Annotated in this window: 18 protein-coding genes; 9 read left to right on the plus strand and 9 right to left on the minus strand. The window is 66.7% G+C overall.

Annotated features, from left to right (window positions below):
• Window positions 1-39: 39 nt before the first annotated feature.
• From AB4Y35_RS00290 to AB4Y35_RS00315, 6 genes are all read left to right on the plus strand, one after another.
• Window positions 40-960: a ferritin-like domain-containing protein gene (locus AB4Y35_RS00290; protein ID WP_368702914.1), complete on the plus strand. Its 921-nt coding sequence runs from the start codon at window positions 40-42 to the stop codon at window positions 958-960.
• 63 nt (window positions 961-1,023) lie between these two features.
• The gene (gene iaaH, locus AB4Y35_RS00295; protein ID WP_368702915.1) at window positions 1,024-2,478 is read left to right on the plus strand and encodes an indoleacetamide hydrolase; all 1,455 of its coding nucleotides are present in this window, start codon (window positions 1,024-1,026) and stop codon (window positions 2,476-2,478) included.
• Window positions 2,479-2,742: 264 nt separating this feature from the next.
• Window positions 2,743-2,994: a FeoA family protein gene (locus AB4Y35_RS00300; RefSeq protein WP_342918972.1), complete on the plus strand. Its 252-nt coding sequence runs from the start codon at window positions 2,743-2,745 to the stop codon at window positions 2,992-2,994.
• Entirely contained in the window at window positions 2,991-4,838 is a 1,848-nt protein-coding gene (locus tag AB4Y35_RS00305; RefSeq protein ID WP_368702916.1) for a ferrous iron transporter B, read from the plus strand. The genes AB4Y35_RS00300 and AB4Y35_RS00305 overlap by 4 nt, the downstream gene beginning before the upstream one ends.
• Window positions 4,835-5,137, plus strand: coding sequence for a DUF6587 family protein (locus AB4Y35_RS00310; RefSeq protein WP_368702917.1), 303 nt, complete (start codon window positions 4,835-4,837; stop codon window positions 5,135-5,137). The genes AB4Y35_RS00305 and AB4Y35_RS00310 overlap by 4 nt, the downstream gene beginning before the upstream one ends.
• Window positions 5,138-5,265: 128 nt before the next feature.
• Window positions 5,266-6,060, plus strand: coding sequence for a CDP-diacylglycerol diphosphatase (locus AB4Y35_RS00315; RefSeq protein ID WP_368703808.1), 795 nt, complete (start codon window positions 5,266-5,268; stop codon window positions 6,058-6,060).
• 23 nt (window positions 6,061-6,083) lie between these two features.
• Here the strand turns inward: AB4Y35_RS00315 and AB4Y35_RS00320 are convergent, their stop codons facing one another.
• Window positions 6,084-6,590 (minus strand): MarR family winged helix-turn-helix transcriptional regulator, encoded by a 507-nt coding sequence (locus tag AB4Y35_RS00320; protein WP_368702918.1) that lies wholly within the window; start codon window positions 6,588-6,590, stop codon window positions 6,084-6,086.
• Window positions 6,591-6,656: 66 nt separating this feature from the next.
• Between AB4Y35_RS00320 and AB4Y35_RS00325 the strand changes: the two genes are divergently transcribed.
• Window positions 6,657-7,133 carry a carboxymuconolactone decarboxylase family protein gene (locus tag AB4Y35_RS00325; RefSeq protein WP_368688528.1) on the plus strand — a complete coding sequence of 159 codons (477 nt, stop codon included), beginning with the start codon at window positions 6,657-6,659 and terminating at the stop codon, window positions 7,131-7,133.
• A gap of 220 nt (window positions 7,134-7,353) precedes the next feature.
• Here AB4Y35_RS00325 and AB4Y35_RS00330 read toward each other — a convergent pair whose 3' ends face one another.
• The 3 genes from AB4Y35_RS00330 to AB4Y35_RS00340 all read right to left on the minus strand — a co-directional run bounded on the left by AB4Y35_RS00330 (window position 7,354) and on the right by AB4Y35_RS00340 (window position 8,019).
• Window positions 7,354-7,572 (minus strand): hypothetical protein, encoded by a 219-nt coding sequence (locus AB4Y35_RS00330; RefSeq protein ID WP_368702919.1) that lies wholly within the window; start codon window positions 7,570-7,572, stop codon window positions 7,354-7,356.
• A gap of 45 nt (window positions 7,573-7,617) precedes the next feature.
• On the minus strand, window positions 7,618-7,785 hold the full coding sequence (locus AB4Y35_RS00335; RefSeq protein ID WP_368702920.1) for a hypothetical protein: 168 nt from the start codon (window positions 7,783-7,785) through the stop codon (window positions 7,618-7,620).
• A gap of 66 nt (window positions 7,786-7,851) precedes the next feature.
• Complete coding sequence (locus AB4Y35_RS00340) at window positions 7,852-8,019, minus strand: hypothetical protein (RefSeq protein ID WP_368702921.1); 168 nt, start codon at window positions 8,017-8,019, stop codon at window positions 7,852-7,854.
• Between AB4Y35_RS00340 and AB4Y35_RS00345 the strand changes: the two genes are divergently transcribed.
• Entirely contained in the window at window positions 8,009-8,152 is a 144-nt protein-coding gene (locus AB4Y35_RS00345; protein ID WP_368702922.1) for a hypothetical protein, read from the plus strand. The genes AB4Y35_RS00340 and AB4Y35_RS00345 overlap by 11 nt on opposite strands.
• Window positions 8,153-8,246: 94 nt before the next feature.
• On the opposite strand, the gene AB4Y35_RS00350 is transcribed toward AB4Y35_RS00345, so the two are convergent.
• From AB4Y35_RS00350 to galU, 3 genes are all read right to left on the minus strand, one after another.
• The gene (locus AB4Y35_RS00350; RefSeq protein WP_368702923.1) at window positions 8,247-9,575 is read right to left on the minus strand and encodes an ATP-binding protein; all 1,329 of its coding nucleotides are present in this window, start codon (window positions 9,573-9,575) and stop codon (window positions 8,247-8,249) included.
• Window positions 9,572-10,309 carry a response regulator gene (locus tag AB4Y35_RS00355; protein ID WP_028202613.1) on the minus strand — a complete coding sequence of 246 codons (738 nt, stop codon included), beginning with the start codon at window positions 10,307-10,309 and terminating at the stop codon, window positions 9,572-9,574. The genes AB4Y35_RS00350 and AB4Y35_RS00355 overlap by 4 nt, the downstream gene beginning before the upstream one ends.
• 179 nt (window positions 10,310-10,488) lie before the next feature.
• Window positions 10,489-11,433, minus strand: a complete 945-nt coding sequence (gene galU, locus AB4Y35_RS00360) for a UTP--glucose-1-phosphate uridylyltransferase GalU (protein WP_368702924.1) — start codon at window positions 11,431-11,433, stop codon at window positions 10,489-10,491.
• A 313-nt stretch (window positions 11,434-11,746) separates the two neighbouring features.
• On the opposite strand from galU, the gene AB4Y35_RS00365 reads away from it, so the two are divergent.
• Complete coding sequence (locus AB4Y35_RS00365) at window positions 11,747-12,592, plus strand: helix-turn-helix domain-containing protein (protein ID WP_368702925.1); 846 nt, start codon at window positions 11,747-11,749, stop codon at window positions 12,590-12,592.
• A 143-nt stretch (window positions 12,593-12,735) separates the two neighbouring features.
• On the opposite strand, the gene AB4Y35_RS00370 is transcribed toward AB4Y35_RS00365, so the two are convergent.
• Both AB4Y35_RS00370 and AB4Y35_RS00375 read right to left on the minus strand, forming a co-directional pair.
• Complete coding sequence (locus AB4Y35_RS00370) at window positions 12,736-14,745, minus strand: acetyl-CoA carboxylase biotin carboxylase subunit (RefSeq protein ID WP_368702926.1); 2,010 nt, start codon at window positions 14,743-14,745, stop codon at window positions 12,736-12,738.
• 33 nt (window positions 14,746-14,778) lie between these two features.
• Entirely contained in the window at window positions 14,779-15,567 is a 789-nt protein-coding gene (locus AB4Y35_RS00375) for an enoyl-CoA hydratase/isomerase family protein (RefSeq protein WP_368702927.1), read from the minus strand.
• Between the last annotated feature and the right edge of the window lie 14 nt (window positions 15,568-15,581).

Below are 15,581 nucleotides of genomic sequence, written 5' to 3' on the forward strand. Positions count from 1 at the left end.
GACAGAATAGGAGTCATACCCCCTTCAGATTAGATGCTCATGTCCGAAACCCTGACGCATCCGGACGAAGGCGCAGCCTTCCTCTCCGACCAGGACGCCGCGCTGCGGCGCCGGACTCACGGCACGCCAGGGCCCATCAGGATCGGATCGGACGAACACCGCAAGATGTTCTGCCGGATGCTGCTCGACACCCACGACCCGTACCGCCCCGCCGTGCTCGACTGGCCGGAGCTCGAGCCCGACGCGCTCAGCCGCCTCACGTCGCTGCCGATCTGGGACATCGCGGTGCAGACCGAAGGCCGCGCCTCGATCCGCGTGCTGACTTACGCGCAAACCCTGAGCGACCCGCTGCTGCGCGAAGCAATCGAAATGGATGCGGCCGAGGAAGCGCGCCACAAGGTCGTGCTCTCGCACCTCGTGCAGGCCTACGGCATCGAACTTGCGCCTGAACCCGCATACCCGCCGCCCAGAAAGGCGGAATGGGCGTGGATGTTCACCGGCTATAGCGAGTGCATCGACAGCTTCTTCGCGTTCGGCCTGTTTCGCTCGGCGCAGCGCTCGGGCTTTTTCCCGCCAGACCTCGTCGACACCTTTGAACCGGTGATTCAGGAAGAGGCGCGCCATATCCTCTTCTTCGTCAACTGGGTGGCGTGGTATCGCAAGACCATGCCCTGGTGGCGCAGGCCGTGGCATTCCGTGCGCGTGGCCGCCATCTGGTTCATGCTGGTGTGGGAGCGGCTTGCGATCGCGCGAGGCATCGACGCCAGCGGCAACGCGCGCGACTCGAACTTCCTGCCTGCGAACCGCGAGGTGCTGGGCGACTCGCTCGAACCGCGCGAGATGATCGAACTCTGCCTCGAAGAAAACGACGCGCGCATGAGCGGCTACGACGCGCGCCTCTTGCGGCCGACGCTCGTGCCCACGCTCGCACGCTTCGCGCTGCGCCTTTTGAAGAAGTAGCGCCACAACGTAAAACGCGTGCGTTGTTAGCATGGCTGTATAGCCGCACGAGGAGAACGCTGCATGACCTGGACTGTCGACCAGCAACTGGAACTGAGCGCGACGCAAGCCGTCGAGTCGATCCATGCCGGACAACTGAAGGCCGCCGACTACGTCGCGACGCTGCTCGCGCGCGCGCAGGCGCTCTCCAACCTCAACGCGCTAACCGTGCTCGACGTGGAAGGCGCGCTCGCCGCCGCGCAGCGCATCGACGCGCTCGGCGCCAGCGAGCGTGCGCGACTGCCGCTCGCCGGGCTGCCCGTGGTCGTGAAAGACAACATCAATACGCGCGGCCTGCAGACCTCGGCGGCCACGCCCGCGCTCGAAGGCTTCGTGCCCGCGCGCCACGCGCCTTCGGTGCAGCGCCTCGTCGATGCCGGCGCGATCCTGCTCGGCAAGGCCAACATGCACGAACTGGCGTTCGGCATCACCAGCACGAATCTCGCGCCGCATGCGGGTCCAGTGCGCAACCCCTGGGATCCCGAACGAATTCCGGGCGGCTCCTCCGGCGGCACCGCAGCCGCCATTGCGGCGCGCATCGTGCCCGCCGGACTCGGCACCGACACCGGCGGCTCCACGCGCATTCCCGCCGCGCTGTGCGGCATTGTCGGCCTGCGTCCGAGCGTGGGCGACGGCGGCACGCAACGCCGCTATCACGACCCGCAGGCCGTCGTGCCGATCAGCCATACGCGCGACACGGTCGGGCCGATGGGGCGCACGGTAGCCGATGTCGCACTGCTCGACGCCGTGATCACCGGGCACGGCCCGCTCTCGCCGGCCGCCGTGACGAATCTGCGCATCGGCCTGCCCGCGCCGCTGTGGGAAGGCCTCGAAGCCGCGCTCGAAGACGTGGCGCGCGCCGCGCTCGCGAAGCTCGAAGCCGCAGGCATCACGTTCGTACCGGTCGAAATGAGCGAGCTGCTCGCGCTGAACGACCGCGTGAGCTACGCAATCGCATTGCACGAGCCCATCGACGATCTCGCCGCATGGCTCGTTGCGAACCACGCACCGGCGCAAACCGTGGCCGAAGTCGCCGCGCGCATTGCGAGCCCCGACGTGCGCGCGGCCTACGACGCGGTGCTCGCCGACGCACGCGGCGGCGACTATCACGGCGCAATGACGGTGTGGCGGCCGCGTCTGCAGCAGCTCTATGCGCAGACTTTCGCGGCCAGCGGCCTCGACGCGCTGCTCTTCCCCACGACGCGGCTAGCCGCCGTGCCGATCGACGAACTGAACGGATCGTCTCGCGTGTCGATCGACGGCGCGGCGCCGATCGACGAGATGGAGGCGTATCTGCGCAACACCGATCCGGCGAGCAACGCCGGCATTCCGGGCCTCGCGCTGCCCGCGGGCCTTGTCGACGCGCGCCTGCCAGTCGGGCTCGAACTCGACGGACCGGCCGGCGGCGACCGCAGGCTGCTCGCGATCGGTCTCGCGTTCGAAGCGATTCTCGGGACGCTGCCTGCGCCGGAGATTTGAGCGCACGGGCCACCCTGGCAACGAGCACGCCGCGCGGCGCATCCTTGCCGCGCCGATCGTTTGATTAGCGATCCGGAATAAACCGCCTTCGCGCCGGACACCGCGCGCAACTGCGGCAAATGAGCGCACGCGCCGCCGCTACCCCGCGTCGGCCGCGGGTTCCCCGCCCACCTCGACGGACCCAAGGCGCATTTGCCGCCACAACGACCGCGCTGCCGCTACAATGAGAACGGTTCTCATTCGTTGTAAGCAAGCCCTCCACCTATGCGTCTGACCGATCTGTCCAAAGGAGCGACCGCCCTCGTTGAGCGTGTCGAGGATATCCATGCCCCCGACCCGATCGCGCAGCGTCTGCGCGACCTCGGCTTCGTTGCGGGCGAGCCCGTGCGCGTGGTTGCGCGCGCACCCTGGGGCGCGGACCCGCTGCTCGTGCAGATCGGCTCGACCCGCTTTGCCCTGCGCCGCGCGGAAGCGCAGCGCGTGAGCGTGACGACGAACGGGGAGACCGCGCAATGAGCCTGGTCCCGGTTACGCCGCTGCGCGTGGCGCTCGTCGGCAATCCCAACTGCGGCAAGACCGCGCTCTTCAATCTGCTGACCGGTGCGCGCCAGAAGGTCGCCAACTACGCGGGCGTGACGGTCGAGCGCAAGGAGGGGCGCTTCGCCACGCCCTCGGGGCGCAAGGTGCAGCTGCTCGATCTGCCGGGCGCGTACAGCCTCAATTCGACGAGCCCCGACGAGCGCGTGACGCACGACGTGCTGCTCGGCCGCTACCCGGGCGAGGCCGCGCCGGATCTGATCGTCTGCGTGGCCGACGCGACGAATCTGCGCCTGCATCTGCGCTTCGTGCTCGAAGTGCAGCGCATGGGACGCCCGATGGTGCTCGCGCTGAACATGATGGACGCCGCCAGGCGCCGCGGCGTCGAGGTGAACGTGGGCGAGCTTGCGCGCCAGCTCGGCATGCCCGTGGTCGAAACCGTGGCCGTGCGGCGCGGCGGCGCGCAAGCGCTCATCGAGCTGATCGAGCGCACGACGGCTGAAACACCGCAGACGCAAGCAGCAGCGGCGGGCGACGACCTGCACGGCACGGTGCGCGCCATCCTCGCGAGCGCCGTGACGATGCCGCGCGCCACCGACGCGCGCGACGACGCCATCGACCGCTTCGCGCTGCACCCCGTGCTCGGCCCGCTGATCCTCGCGTTCGTGATGTTCCTCGTGTTCCAGGCCGTGTATTCGCTCGGCAAGCCGCTCACCGACGCCATCGGCGACGGCTTCACCTGGCTCGGCGCGGCCGCCGGCGCGGCGCTGCCCGACGGCCCGCTGCGCAGCCTCGTGACGGACGCGCTGTTCGGCGGCGTGGGCACCGTGCTCGGCTTTCTGCCCGAGATTCTGGTGCTGTTCTTCTTCATCCTTGTGCTGGAGGAGTCGGGCTACCTGCCGCGCGCGGCCTTCCTGCTCGACCGCATGATGGTGGCCGTGGGTCTCACCGGGCGCTCGTTCATCCCGCTGCTGTCGAGCTTCGCGTGCGCGATTCCCGGCGTGATGGGCACGCGCAGCATCTCCGACCCGCGCGACCGGCTCGCCACGATCCTCGTCGCGCCGCTCATGACGTGCTCGGCGCGCTTGCCCGTTTATGCGCTGCTGATCGGCGCCTTCATTCCGCACCGCATGATCTTCGGCGTGTTCAACCTGCAGGGCCTCGTGCTCTTCGCGCTCTACGCCACCGGCATCGTCGGCGCGATGGCGGTGGGCTGGGTCATGAAGAAACTGCGCCGCGACAACCGCGAACACGCGCTGCTCATGGAACTGCCCTCGTACCGGCTGCCGCGCGCACGCGACGTCGCCATCGGCCTGTGGGAGCGCGGCGCGATCTTCCTCAAGCGCCTCACGGGCATCATCCTCGCGCTCACGGTGCTGATGTGGTTCATCTCCACGTTCCCCTCGCCGCCCGCAGGCGCGACGCAGCCCGCCATCGATTACTCCATCGCCGGCTATCTCGGCCGCGCGCTGCAATGGCCGTTCGCGCCGCTCGGCTTCAACTGGCAAATGAGCCTTTCGCTGATCCCCGCGTTCGCCGCGCGCGAAACGGCGGTGGCCGCGCTCGCCACGGTGTACTCCGTGGCGGGCGGCGACGCGGATACCGCCGCGCTCGGCCACACGCTCGCGCAGAACTTCTCGCTCGCCAGCGCGCTCTCGCTGATGGTGTGGTTCGCATTCGCACCGCAATGCATGTCCACGCTCGCCGTGATCCGCCGCGAAACGCGCTCGTGGCGCGCCGTCGTGGTGTCGTTCGGCTACATGTTCGTCGTGGCCTACGCGGCCTCGTTCGTCACGTATCAGATCGCGAGGCACTTCGTATGAGCGCCGGACTCGTCGCGCAATATGCAGTGATCGCGCTGCTCGTGGCCGCGAGCTTCGTCTATACGCTGCGCAAGCTCGCGCCGAAAACGGCTACGCGCGTGCAGGCCGCCATGGCCGCCGTACTGTTGCGCCCGCAACGGAGTGCATTCATGCAGCGCCTCGGTCGCTTCGTGCAGCCCAAAGGCGCGACCGGCGATTGCGGCGACGGCTGCGGCACCTGCGGAACGTGCGGACCGACGCCGGCGGCAACGGACGCCTCGAACACGCAACCGGTGACGTTTCATCCGCGCCGCAAATAAGCCGCGCCAACCGCGCACAAGCGACTGTCACGGGCATTGCGCTACACTGCGCGCTGCGTCGCGCCGCGACGGGTACAGGCTTCGCAGCGCGGCGCGTTTGATCGAATGAACCCAGACACTTCGTGCCGATGCGATCCTTGCGCCTTGCCCCTTTCATGCGGATGTCCCGGCTTGCCGTCGCCACGGCGGCCGTCGTCGCGCTCGCCGCGACCGGCGCCTGTGTGCGCCTCTCCGCGGTCGATTCCAACGGTCTCTGGAAAGTCGTCGGCGGCCAGTGCGTGCCGAACATGCGCGACAAGGGCCAGCCCGGCCCCTGCACCACCGTCGATTTCCAGAAGCGCTATGCCGTGCTCAAGGACATCGCAGGGCGCGCGCAGTATCTCGTGATTCCCACCGACCGCGTGGCCGGCATCGAGAGCCCCGAGATTCTCTACGGCGGCGCGCCCGAATACTGGGTCGGCGCATGGCGCGCGGGACGCTTCGTGGAGGCGAAGCTCGGCATGCCGCTCGCCGGCAACCAGCTCGGCCTCGAGATCAATTCCTCGGAGCGCCGCACGCAGAATCAGCTGCATATCCACGTCGATTGCATGCGCCCCGACATCACGAAAGCGCTCGCGCCGTATGGCGGCATCGCGCCGGGCACGTGGCGCTGGACCACGCTCGACGGCTCGCGCTACCGCGTCACGCGCGTGACGAGCCTCTCGGACAACAACAATCCGTTTCGCGTGGTCGAGCGCGATCTCGGCCCGCAACAGACCATGGCCGTGCAGACGATACTCGTGACGGGCGCAGGCCCCGATGCAAAACGCGACGGCTGGCTCGTCGTCAACAGCGGGCTCGATGTCGATGGCGGCACCGGCACGGCGGAGGGCCTGCTCGACCATGCGTGCAGCCTCGCGCAAACGAAGGGCGCTGCGCAGTAACGCGCAGTCGCGCGCGGACGCATTCAGCCCGCGTCGTCCTCGCGTGCGACGCTCACCAGCCAGCGCCTTATCACCTGCTCCTCTTCGGCCGTGAAGCCCGCGGCCATGCGCGCCTCCAGTTTCTTCACGCGCGCGCGGCACTGCCTGAGCAGCGCTTCGCCCGCATCGGTCACGTCGATCTGCTGAATGCGCCCATGCACCGCGTGCGGGCGCCGCACGATCGCGCCGCCACGCTCCAGATTCGCGACGATCACGCTCACCGTTTGCGGCGTGAGCGCTGCGAGCCGCGCGAGATCGGCGCCCGAAATGCCGGGGTAGGCGGCCAGCATGGTCAGCACGACGAATTGCGGCGGCGTAATGCCGAGATCGTCGAGCGTGCGTTCCATGCGCAAACGGTGCGCCCCGCCCGCCTGGCGCAGCAGGTAGCCGAAATAGCCCGCCTCGCCGCGCTTGCCCTCGCCGACCGCCGGAATGGCGCTCGTGGGTCCGCCCCTTTCCAAAGCCGGGTCTTTCTTCGCTGTCTTGCGCATGATGTCAGAGTTCGAATATGATGTTCGTGCTCTGATATTAACGGCCAAACTTCGCGAGGTCCAGTCATGTCCAGCACGTCTACCCGCATTGCTTACGAAACCTTCGTACGCGACGCCGCCCCGGTGGCCGCCGCGCTCTCCGCCATGAGCAAGGCGGTCGACGCCTCGGGGCTCGAAAAGCCGCTCACCGAGCTGCTGAAAATCCGCGCCTCGCAAATCAACGGCTGTGCGTTCTGCATTCAGTACCACCTCAACATTGCGCGCGAGAAAGCCGTGCCGCGCGTCAAGCTCGATCTCGTGGCCGCATGGCACGAGGCGCCGGAATACTTCAGCGAGCGTGAACGCGCCGCGCTGGCTTACACGGAAGCGCTGACCGCAAAGCTCCATGACGGTGTGAGCGACGCGCTCTACGAGGACGTGGCGCGCCAGTTTCCCGGCGAGCAGATGGCGTTCTTGACCGCCGCCGTGGCGAATATCAATGCATGGAACCGCATTGCGGTAGCGCTGCGCTTCGCTCCGCCGGTGCGCGACGAAGCAGCCTGAGGAAAGGAAAAGTAAGGATTGCACGCATTCCTTACCTGAACTCTTTCCTCGAATTACAAAGCCGCCCCCCGCGGCGAAAGACGACATACGATTGCGCCGACTGAGTGGCCAGACCAGCCGTCTCGGTCGGGCATCGACCATATCGCACATTCACCGGGGGGTTAAACATGTCGATAAGCGCGTTATCCAACTCAAACTCACTGTATTCGACCTGGGCCGCTTACCAGGCAGACGGGCAATCCACGAGCACCAGCCAGATGTCGGGCATGCCCATGGCTTCGGACGCCTCGTCGGACTCGAACAACGTCAATCCGCTTGCGGCCGCCATCGCCTCGGCGCTCTCGTCGCTCGGCTTCACCACGGACAGCACCGCTAGCGCGTCCGCGAGCACCACGAGTTCCGATTCGTCTTCCAGTTCCACCGATTCGACGTCGAGCACGTCGTCCACCTCGTCGACGTCGGCCGATGCGCTTGCCGCCGCGCTTCAGCAATTCCTCGGCGCGCTGTTCCAGGCCGCCGCGCAACAGAGCGGCGTCACCTCGACGGCCACGGACGACAGCAGCGGCAGCAGCGCGGTGTCGTCGGCAAGCGCGACGTCGGCGACGACGGCTTCCAGTTCCAGCACGTCGTCCACGTCGAGCGATACGAGCACGACGACCACTGCGGCAGCGATGATGCCCCCGCCGCCGCCTCCGCCGCCGCCCTCGTCGGCAGGCGGTTACGGCAGCGATCTCGCCTCGGCGATCTCGAACCTCGCGCAGTCGCTTTCGTCGGCTTCGGGCAGCACGTCCTCCGATTCGAGTACGGCAAGCAGCTCATCGAGCAGCAGCAGCAGCAGTTCGGATAGCGAATTGACGTCCGACTTCCAGAACCTGTTGACGGCCATGGGCGCCTCGTCGAGCAGTTCGTCGAGCGGCACGACGTCCGAGCTTCAGCAATTCCTCTCGACGCTCGCGAGCAACCTGCAGCAGCAGGGCCCGGGGGCCGCGAGCGGCCTGTTCGTCAGCACGACGGCCTGATCCACGACGTCCACGAGCGCCCGCTTTCTCAAGCGTTGGCACGTTTGCGCGCCGGTCCGCGAGGGCTCGGCGCGTTTTTTTTCGGGGCGCCGTTTCAGCCGTGGGTGACAGGAAAGCTGAGCTGCACGAGCAAGCCGCCATCGGGGTGGTTCTTGACGTCGCATTGGCCGCCGCTATCGCGCACGAGCCGCGCGACGATGGCCAGCCCAAGGCCGCAGTGGCCTTCGCCGCCGCGCGCCGCATTCAGGCGCACGAACGGCCTCATGGCGGCGGGAATACGCTCGGGCTCGATGCCGGCGCCGTGATCGCGTACGCGTATCTGGAACGATCCGCCTTCGATCGCCGTCGAGATTTCGACCGGCGGCGCGCCATACTCGAGCGCGTTATCGACCAGATTCGTGACGAGCCGGTCCAGCGAGACCTGGGGCAGCTTGAACCGGGGACCGGCACGCAGATCGAGCACGAACAGCGGCCCGTTACCGCCTTCGATTTCGTCAGGATTGCCAAACTGGCTTTGCAGAAAGCCATCGACGCTCAATAGCCTGCCCGCGTCGGGCGACTGTTGTGCGAACTCCAGAAACTGCTGGACGATGTGGGTGAGCGAGTCGACGTCGCGCAGCATGCCGTTGCGCTCCGCCTCCTCGGCCATCAGGGTCGCGCGCAGCTTGAGCCGAGTGAGCGGCGTCTTCAGATCGTGCGCGATGCCGCTCAGCATCACCACGCGGTCGTCTTCGGCCTCGTTCACGCAGCGCATCATGTCGTTGAACGACGCACTCACGTCGCGCAGTTCGCGCGGCCCCTTGCCTTCGAGCGGCGCAATGCGCTCGCCGGTGCCGAACCGGCGCGCCGCCTGGGCGAGGCTCGCGAGCGGCTTCTGGATCTGCCAGGCAGCGAGGAACGACAGCGTGAGCGCCGCCAGCAGCATCGAAATCCCTTCGATGACGAAGCGCGGCGGCGGCGGAATATCGACCGGCACGACGACCCAGCTCGTGCTGCCCGGAAAGCGCACCCACAGTTGCGGCGGGCGCGCGTCGTCCACGGCGAACTGCGTGCCGGGCGGCAACTGTTCGCGCAGATGACGCGTCAAGTCGACGAGCGGTCTGCGCTTCGGTTCGTGCAGATGTACGTCCTTGGGCACGTTCCACACCGGCACGCGGTGCACGCGCAACACGTCGCTCAGGTCGCCACCCCTCGGTGGCTCGAGCGAACCGCCGAGGTGCACCGGGGGCGGCAGCGTGCCGCCGCCGACGTGCTCTTCGCTCGCCACGCGCAGCGCGAGCAGGACACCACGGGCGAAGCCATCGACTTCATGGCGTGGCGGCTGGCGGGCAAGCAGCAAAAACCAGCCGAGCTGCATGGAAAGCAAAACCGCCGCCGAGAGCAACGCCATGCGCCCGAACAGCGTATTCAACGGACTTCTCACTGAATTGCTGCGCCGTGCGCCTCCGAATAATTCGCCGGATCCGGCACGAATACGTAACCCTTGCCGCGCACGGTCTGGATATGGCGCGGATTCGACGGATCGGCTTCGATCACGCGGCGCAGGCGCCAGATCGGCACGTCGAGGCTGCGTTCGTGGAATTCGCGCTCGTCGCGATGCACGATATCGTGGATCAGCGTGCGCGAAAGCACTTTGTAGGGATGCGTGGCGAATACCTTCAGCAACGCGAATTCGCTCTCCCTCAGCGGGATCTGCGTGTCGCCGCAAGAGAGCGTGCGCATCGTGAAGTCGAGTTCGAAGTCGCCGAACCGGTAGCGCCGGCGCGCCTCCGGTGCACTGGCGGTGGACGGGCCGCGCCGGCGCAGGATGTTCTGGATGCGCACGAGCAGTTCGTGCGGATCGAAGGGCTTGGGCAAATAGTCGTCCGCCCCGAGCGAGAGCCCGCGAATGCGGTCGCTCACGGCGCCGCGCGCGGTGACGAAAATGACGGGAATGTCGTCGCCGGCCGCGCGCAGGGCGGCAATGGCCTCGAGGCCGTCGGTCTCCGGCATCATGATGTCCAGCACCACAATGGACGGACGTTCGCGCTCGAGGCGGCGCTGGAGATGGACGCCGTCGTGCAGCACGGCCGTATCGAAGTTATGCGAGCGCAGGAAGCGGCTCAGCAGATCGCGCACGACGGGATCGTCGTCGACAATGAGGACGCTGGGGTTCATGCCGCGATTTTAAAGCAGTGCGGCGGGCGGAACCTTGCACCGTTTCTTACCAATCCTTTCTTCACATCGCCTTGAAAAAGGGTGGCATCGTCAGATACCGCCCGGTCAACACGACGTCATGTTATCGAGGCTGCCGGTTCGCGGGTAACGTTCAATTCTCCTATGCAAACGGCATGGCTTCAATGCGCGAGCCCGGGCGCGACCGGCGCCGGTTGGCTCAGCATCGAACCCGCTGCCCACGCGTCCAGCTGCGCCGCGCCAACGCGCTCGCGCAGCCATGCGTCGAAGGTTTCCTGCAATTCCGCATGCCGCAAGGCGAAGTCGACCGTCGCCTGCACATAGCCGAGTTTGGTGCCGCAGTCGTAGCGCTTGCCGACGAACTCATAGGCCAGCACCTGCTCCTCTTCGCGCATGGAATGAATAGCGGGCGTGAGCTCGATCTCGCCGTTGGCATCGGGTTTCAGCGCGCGCAAATGGTGGAAGATGCTCGGCATGAGCACGTAACGCCCGGCCACGCCGAAGCTCGACGGCGCCAGTTCGGGCGTCGGCTTTTCGATGATGCGGCTCACGCTGATCACGCGCTCGTCCCAATGCCGGCCGTCGATCACGCCATGACTCGTCGACTCGCACGACTCGAATTCTTCCACGGCGAGAACCGAGGAATCGTAATGGCTGAAGATATGGACCATTTGTGCGAGAACGGGAGGCTTGCCGTCGAGCAGATCGTCGGCGAGCACGACCGCGAACGGTTCGTCGCCAATCAGCTTTTCCGCGCAAAGCACGGCGTGCCCGAGACCGAGCGGTTCGGCTTGCCGCACATAGACGCATTCGACATTGGCCGGCTTGATGCTCTGCACGAGTTCGACGAGATTCTGCCTGCCGCGCGCCCTCAGCACGTGCTCGACCTCGTAGGACCTGTCGAAGTGATCTTCGATGACGCGCTTTCCGCGGCCCGTCACGAAGATCAACTCGGTAATGCCTGCACCGATGGCTTCTTCAACGGCATATTGAATGAGCGGTTTGTCGATGACCGGCAGCATTTCCTTCGGGCTCGCCTTCGTTGCCGGCAGAAAGCTCGTATCGATTCCCGCCACCGGGAACACAGCCTTACGAACACCAAGCATGATGACCTCACCTGTCTGGTAGCGGGGCGGTACGGCCATGGTGAAGGACGCTGGGATTTGCATTTCGACCCCAGATCCCTCCATGTGACGGATCAGCTCGGCGACAAGTCCAGGGTTCGGCCGGAGAGGTCTGCCGAAAGCCAACCTCAATGATCGCACTGTTTTTGCGCGAAGTGCGCGCGAGTGGAGGCGGCCGTACGCGGCGCGCACAATGCCTGCGCTGCGCGGCGATTACATGGCATGTAATTGGCGAGCCGCGCATGAGCGCCTATTCTCAATACATGATCGAGTCCGCATCCAACCAGGAGAATCGATGAACCCCACGCGCCCCGACCTGAACGCGCCGCAAAGCGAACTCGGCACCCTGCTGCGCTACTGGCGTGATGCGCGTGGCGTGAGTCAACTCGATTTGTCGCTGGACGCCGGGATTTCCCAGCGGCAAATCAGCTTCATTGAGAGCGGGCGCAGCGTGCCGGGCCGCGACACGCTGCTGACCCTCGCACAGACGCTCGACGTGCCCCTGCGCGAGCGCAACGCCCTGTTGCTCGCCGCCGGCTACGCGCCCGTCTATTCCGATGCGCCCTGGAACGCGCAGGAAATGCAGCATGTCGTGCGGGCGCTCGAGCGGGTCATTCGCCAGCACGATCCGTTTCCGGCCATCGTCATGGACCGGCACTGGAACGTGCTGATGGCCAACGACGCCGCGCCGCGTTTCTTCGGCCACTTCATCGACATGGCGGCGCACCCAGCCCCACGCAACTTGCTGCGTTTGATGTTCGATCCTCAGGGCATGCGCCCATTCCTCGCGGACTGGGAGAACGTTTCGCGAAGCCTGCTGCAACGTGTGTATCGCGAAGCGGTCGGCCGCGTGATCGACGAAGAAACACGCACACTACTTGATGAATTGCTCGCGTTCCCCGGCGTGCCGGGCGACTGGAAAGCGCATCATGGGTCGGCCGGCACGCCCACCATGCCGGTCATTCCACTGAGTTTCATCGACGACGGCAGTGTGCTGCGCTATTTCTCGATGGTGACGAGCGTGGGTACGCCGCAAAACATCGCTGCCCAGGAATTGCGCCTCGAATGCATGTTCCCCGCCGACGACGCCACCGAAGCGCGGCATCGGGAACTGCTCGCCGCGCATGCGAAGGAACATTGAGCGGTGCTCATCCACAAGCGCGAAAAAAAGGGCGCTCCGCTTTAGCAGAGCGCCCCAGGGCAAAACTCTCACGTCGTTCTCCGGCTACAGGGGAAGCCGGAAGGGACCGGTTGCCCCTGCAAGTCAAACCGCCTCAAGCAAGTTCAAGCGGCTTCGAGCACGAGCAATTGCGCGCCGTCGGCCACCTGGTCGCCTACGCCATACAAGACTTCGGTGACCTTACCGGCCGCAGGTGCGCCGATCGTGTGCTCCATCTTCATCGCCTCCATGACGATGAGCGGTGCGCCCTTCTCGACCACGGCGCCCGGCTCGACCAGCACGGCGATCACCTTGCCCGGCATGGGCGCAGTCAGACGGCCCTCGCCGTGCTCCGCATCGGCCGCATGCGCGAGCAGGTTCTGCCACTCGAACGCCAGCGCCGTGCCGAGGCAGAACACATGAAACACGTCGCCGTCGATGAATACGCGGCCCGTCACGCGCTTGTCGCCGATGGTCGCGCCATATTCGTCGGCGCCCTCGCCACGCCACCACGTGTAGCGCGCCGCGTGCCCCGCATAGGCGAGGGTTTCCTCGCCGCCGTCATGCGTATGCGCCACCGTGAACGCGGTATCGCTTTCGACGTCGCGCCAGGAGAGCGATTGCGCGAAGCCGCTATTCAGGCGCCAATGCGAAAGCGCGTGCCACGGCGACGCACCATGCGCCGCGCCGCCCTCACGGCCGAGCAGCGCCGCACTCGCGAGCGCGAGCGCTTCGCGCACCGGCTTCTGCTGCGGCGAGAACAACGCGTCATGGTTACGCTCGATCAGGCCCGTGTCGAGATCGGCATTCGCAAATGGCTCGCAGGTCACGAGCCGCTGCAGAAACTCGACGTTCGTATGCGGCCCCACCACCTCGCACGCTTCGAGCGCACGCTTCATGCGCGCAAGCGCGTCCTCGCGCGTGGCGCCGTGCACGATCAGCTTCGCGATCATCGGATCGTAGAACGGCGTGATGGTGTCGCCTTCGCGCACGCCGCTGTCGATGCGCACGCTCGCGCGCTGGCCCGCTTCGCCGAGCCGGAACTCGACGCCCTCCGGCATGCGCAGATGCTTGAGCGTGCCCGTGGAGGGCAGGAAGCCGCGCGCCGGATTTTCCGCATAAATGCGCGCTTCGAGTGCATGGCCCGTGATCGAAAGCTCCGACTGGCCGAGCGGCAGCGGTTCGCCCGCCGCCACGCGCAACTGCCATTCGACGAGATCGAGGCCCGTGATCATCTCCGTCACGGGGTGCTCGACCTGCAGGCGCGTGTTCATCTCCATGAAGTAGAAGTTAGCGCCCGTCATGATGAATTCGACGGTGCCCGCGCCCTCGTAGTGCACCGCGCGCGCCGCGCCCACGGCCGCCTCGCCCATGGCGCGGCGCACCTCGTCTTCGAGGCCCGGCGCGGGCGCTTCTTCGAGCACTTTCTGGTGACGGCGCTGCACCGAGCAGTCGCGGTCGAACAGGTAGACCGCGCCGCCATGCTTGTCGGCGAACACCTGGACTTCGACGTGACGCGGCCGCGTGAGGTACTTCTCGATCAGCACGCGGTCGTTGCCGAAGCTGCTGGCCGCCTCGCGCTTGCACGAAGCGAGCGCCGCCGCGAAGTCCTCGCTGCGCTCGACCACGCGCATGCCCTTGCCGCCGCCGCCCGCGCTCGCCTTGAGCAGCACGGGGTAGCCCATTGCATCGGCTTCGCGCTGCAGGAGCGCGGGGTCCTGGTCGTCGCCGTGGTAGCCCGGCACGAGCGGCACGGCCGCCGCGTGCATCAGCGCCTTCGCGGCCGCTTTCGAGCCCATGGCGGCGATCGCCTCGACCGGCGGCCCGATGAAGACGATGCCGGCCGCCTCGCACGCGCGGGCAAAGTCTTCGTTCTCCGAAAGAAAGCCGTAGCCGGGGTGAATGGCTTGCGCACCCGTGGCGCGCGCGGCTTCGATGATGCGCTCGTAGCGCAAATAGCTTTGCGCCGCAGCCGCTTCGCCGATATGCACGGCTTCGTCGCAGGCCGCGACGTGCTTGGCGTTCGCGTCGGCGTCCGAGTACACGGCCACGCTCTTTACGCCGAGCCGCCTGCAGGTCGCCGCGACCCGGCATGCGATTTCGCCGCGGTTGGCGATCAGGATTTTGTTGAACATGTGCTGTCCTCGCTTCGTTTCCTGCTTCTTGCCTTATTGATCGCGCCAGCGCGGCGTGCGCTTTTCAAGGAACGACGACACGCCGTCGCGCCCTTCTTCGCTCGCGCGAATACGCGCGATGCGAACGGCGGTGTCTTCGATCAGGGCGTCGTCGATCGTCTGGCCGGCGATGTCCTGCACGAGCTGCTTGCACTCGCGCACGGCATTCGGGCTGTTCGCGCAGAGCGTTTCGGTCATGCGTTGCACGGTGGCGTCGAGGTCTTCGGCGCTCACCGCTTCGCTCACGAGACCGAGCCGCTGCGCGGTGGCGCAGTCGAAGGCTTCGGCCGTGACGAAGTAGCGGCGCGAAGCCTGCTCGCCCAGCGCGCGGATCACGTAAGGCGCGATCGTGGCGGGCATGAGACCGAGGCGCGCCTCGGAAAGACAGAAGTGCGCGCTTTCCACGGCCACCACGATGTCCGCCGCACACACGAGACCCATGCCGCCCGCGTAGGCGTCGCCATGCACGCGGGCGACTACCGGCTTCGGACAGCGGTAGACCGCCGAGAGCATCTGCGCGAGACGCATGGCGTCCGCGCGGTTCTCCGCGTCGGAGTAGCCGGCCATCTTGCGCATCCAGTTCAGGTCCGCGCCTGCGCAAAAAGCCTTGCCGCTGCCGGCGAGCACGATCGCGCGCACGTCGTCGCGCGCGCCGAGCGCGGTGAACGCGGCCGTGACGTCCGCGATCATCGCTTCGTTGAACGCGTTGCGCACTTCAGGGCGATTGAGCGTGACGGTCGCCACGTGTCCGACGACTTCTACGGTGAGCGTTTCGTATTGCATTGTCTGGTCCTCAA

This window comes from Paraburkholderia sp. EG286A (assembly GCF_040965375.1).
Taxonomy (GTDB): domain Bacteria; phylum Pseudomonadota; class Gammaproteobacteria; order Burkholderiales; family Burkholderiaceae; genus Paraburkholderia.

Coding starts and splice junctions, on each gene's coding strand:
- AB4Y35_RS00290 (WP_368702914.1), top strand. CDS start 40: ATGTCCGAAACCCTGACGCATCCGGACGAAGGCGCAGCCTTCCTCTCC.
- iaaH (WP_368702915.1), top strand. CDS start 1,024: ATGACCTGGACTGTCGACCAGCAACTGGAACTGAGCGCGACGCAAGCC.
- AB4Y35_RS00300 (WP_342918972.1), top strand. CDS start 2,743: ATGCGTCTGACCGATCTGTCCAAAGGAGCGACCGCCCTCGTTGAGCGT.
- AB4Y35_RS00305 (WP_368702916.1), top strand. CDS start 2,991: ATGAGCCTGGTCCCGGTTACGCCGCTGCGCGTGGCGCTCGTCGGCAAT.
- AB4Y35_RS00310 (WP_368702917.1), top strand. CDS start 4,835: ATGAGCGCCGGACTCGTCGCGCAATATGCAGTGATCGCGCTGCTCGTG.
- AB4Y35_RS00315 (WP_368703808.1), top strand. CDS start 5,266: ATGCGATCCTTGCGCCTTGCCCCTTTCATGCGGATGTCCCGGCTTGCC.
- AB4Y35_RS00320 (WP_368702918.1), bottom strand. CDS start 6,590: ATGCGCAAGACAGCGAAGAAAGACCCGGCTTTGGAAAGGGGCGGACCC.
- AB4Y35_RS00325 (WP_368688528.1), top strand. CDS start 6,657: ATGTCCAGCACGTCTACCCGCATTGCTTACGAAACCTTCGTACGCGAC.
- AB4Y35_RS00340 (WP_368702921.1), bottom strand. CDS start 8,019: ATGGCCGTCAACAGGTTCTGGAAGTCGGACGTCAATTCGCTATCCGAA.
- AB4Y35_RS00355 (WP_028202613.1), bottom strand. CDS start 10,309: ATGAACCCCAGCGTCCTCATTGTCGACGACGATCCCGTCGTGCGCGAT.
- galU (WP_368702924.1), bottom strand. CDS start 11,433: ATGCTTGGTGTTCGTAAGGCTGTGTTCCCGGTGGCGGGAATCGATACG.
- AB4Y35_RS00365 (WP_368702925.1), top strand. CDS start 11,747: ATGAACCCCACGCGCCCCGACCTGAACGCGCCGCAAAGCGAACTCGGC.
- AB4Y35_RS00370 (WP_368702926.1), bottom strand. CDS start 14,745: ATGTTCAACAAAATCCTGATCGCCAACCGCGGCGAAATCGCATGCCGG.
- AB4Y35_RS00375 (WP_368702927.1), bottom strand. CDS start 15,567: ATGCAATACGAAACGCTCACCGTAGAAGTCGTCGGACACGTGGCGACC.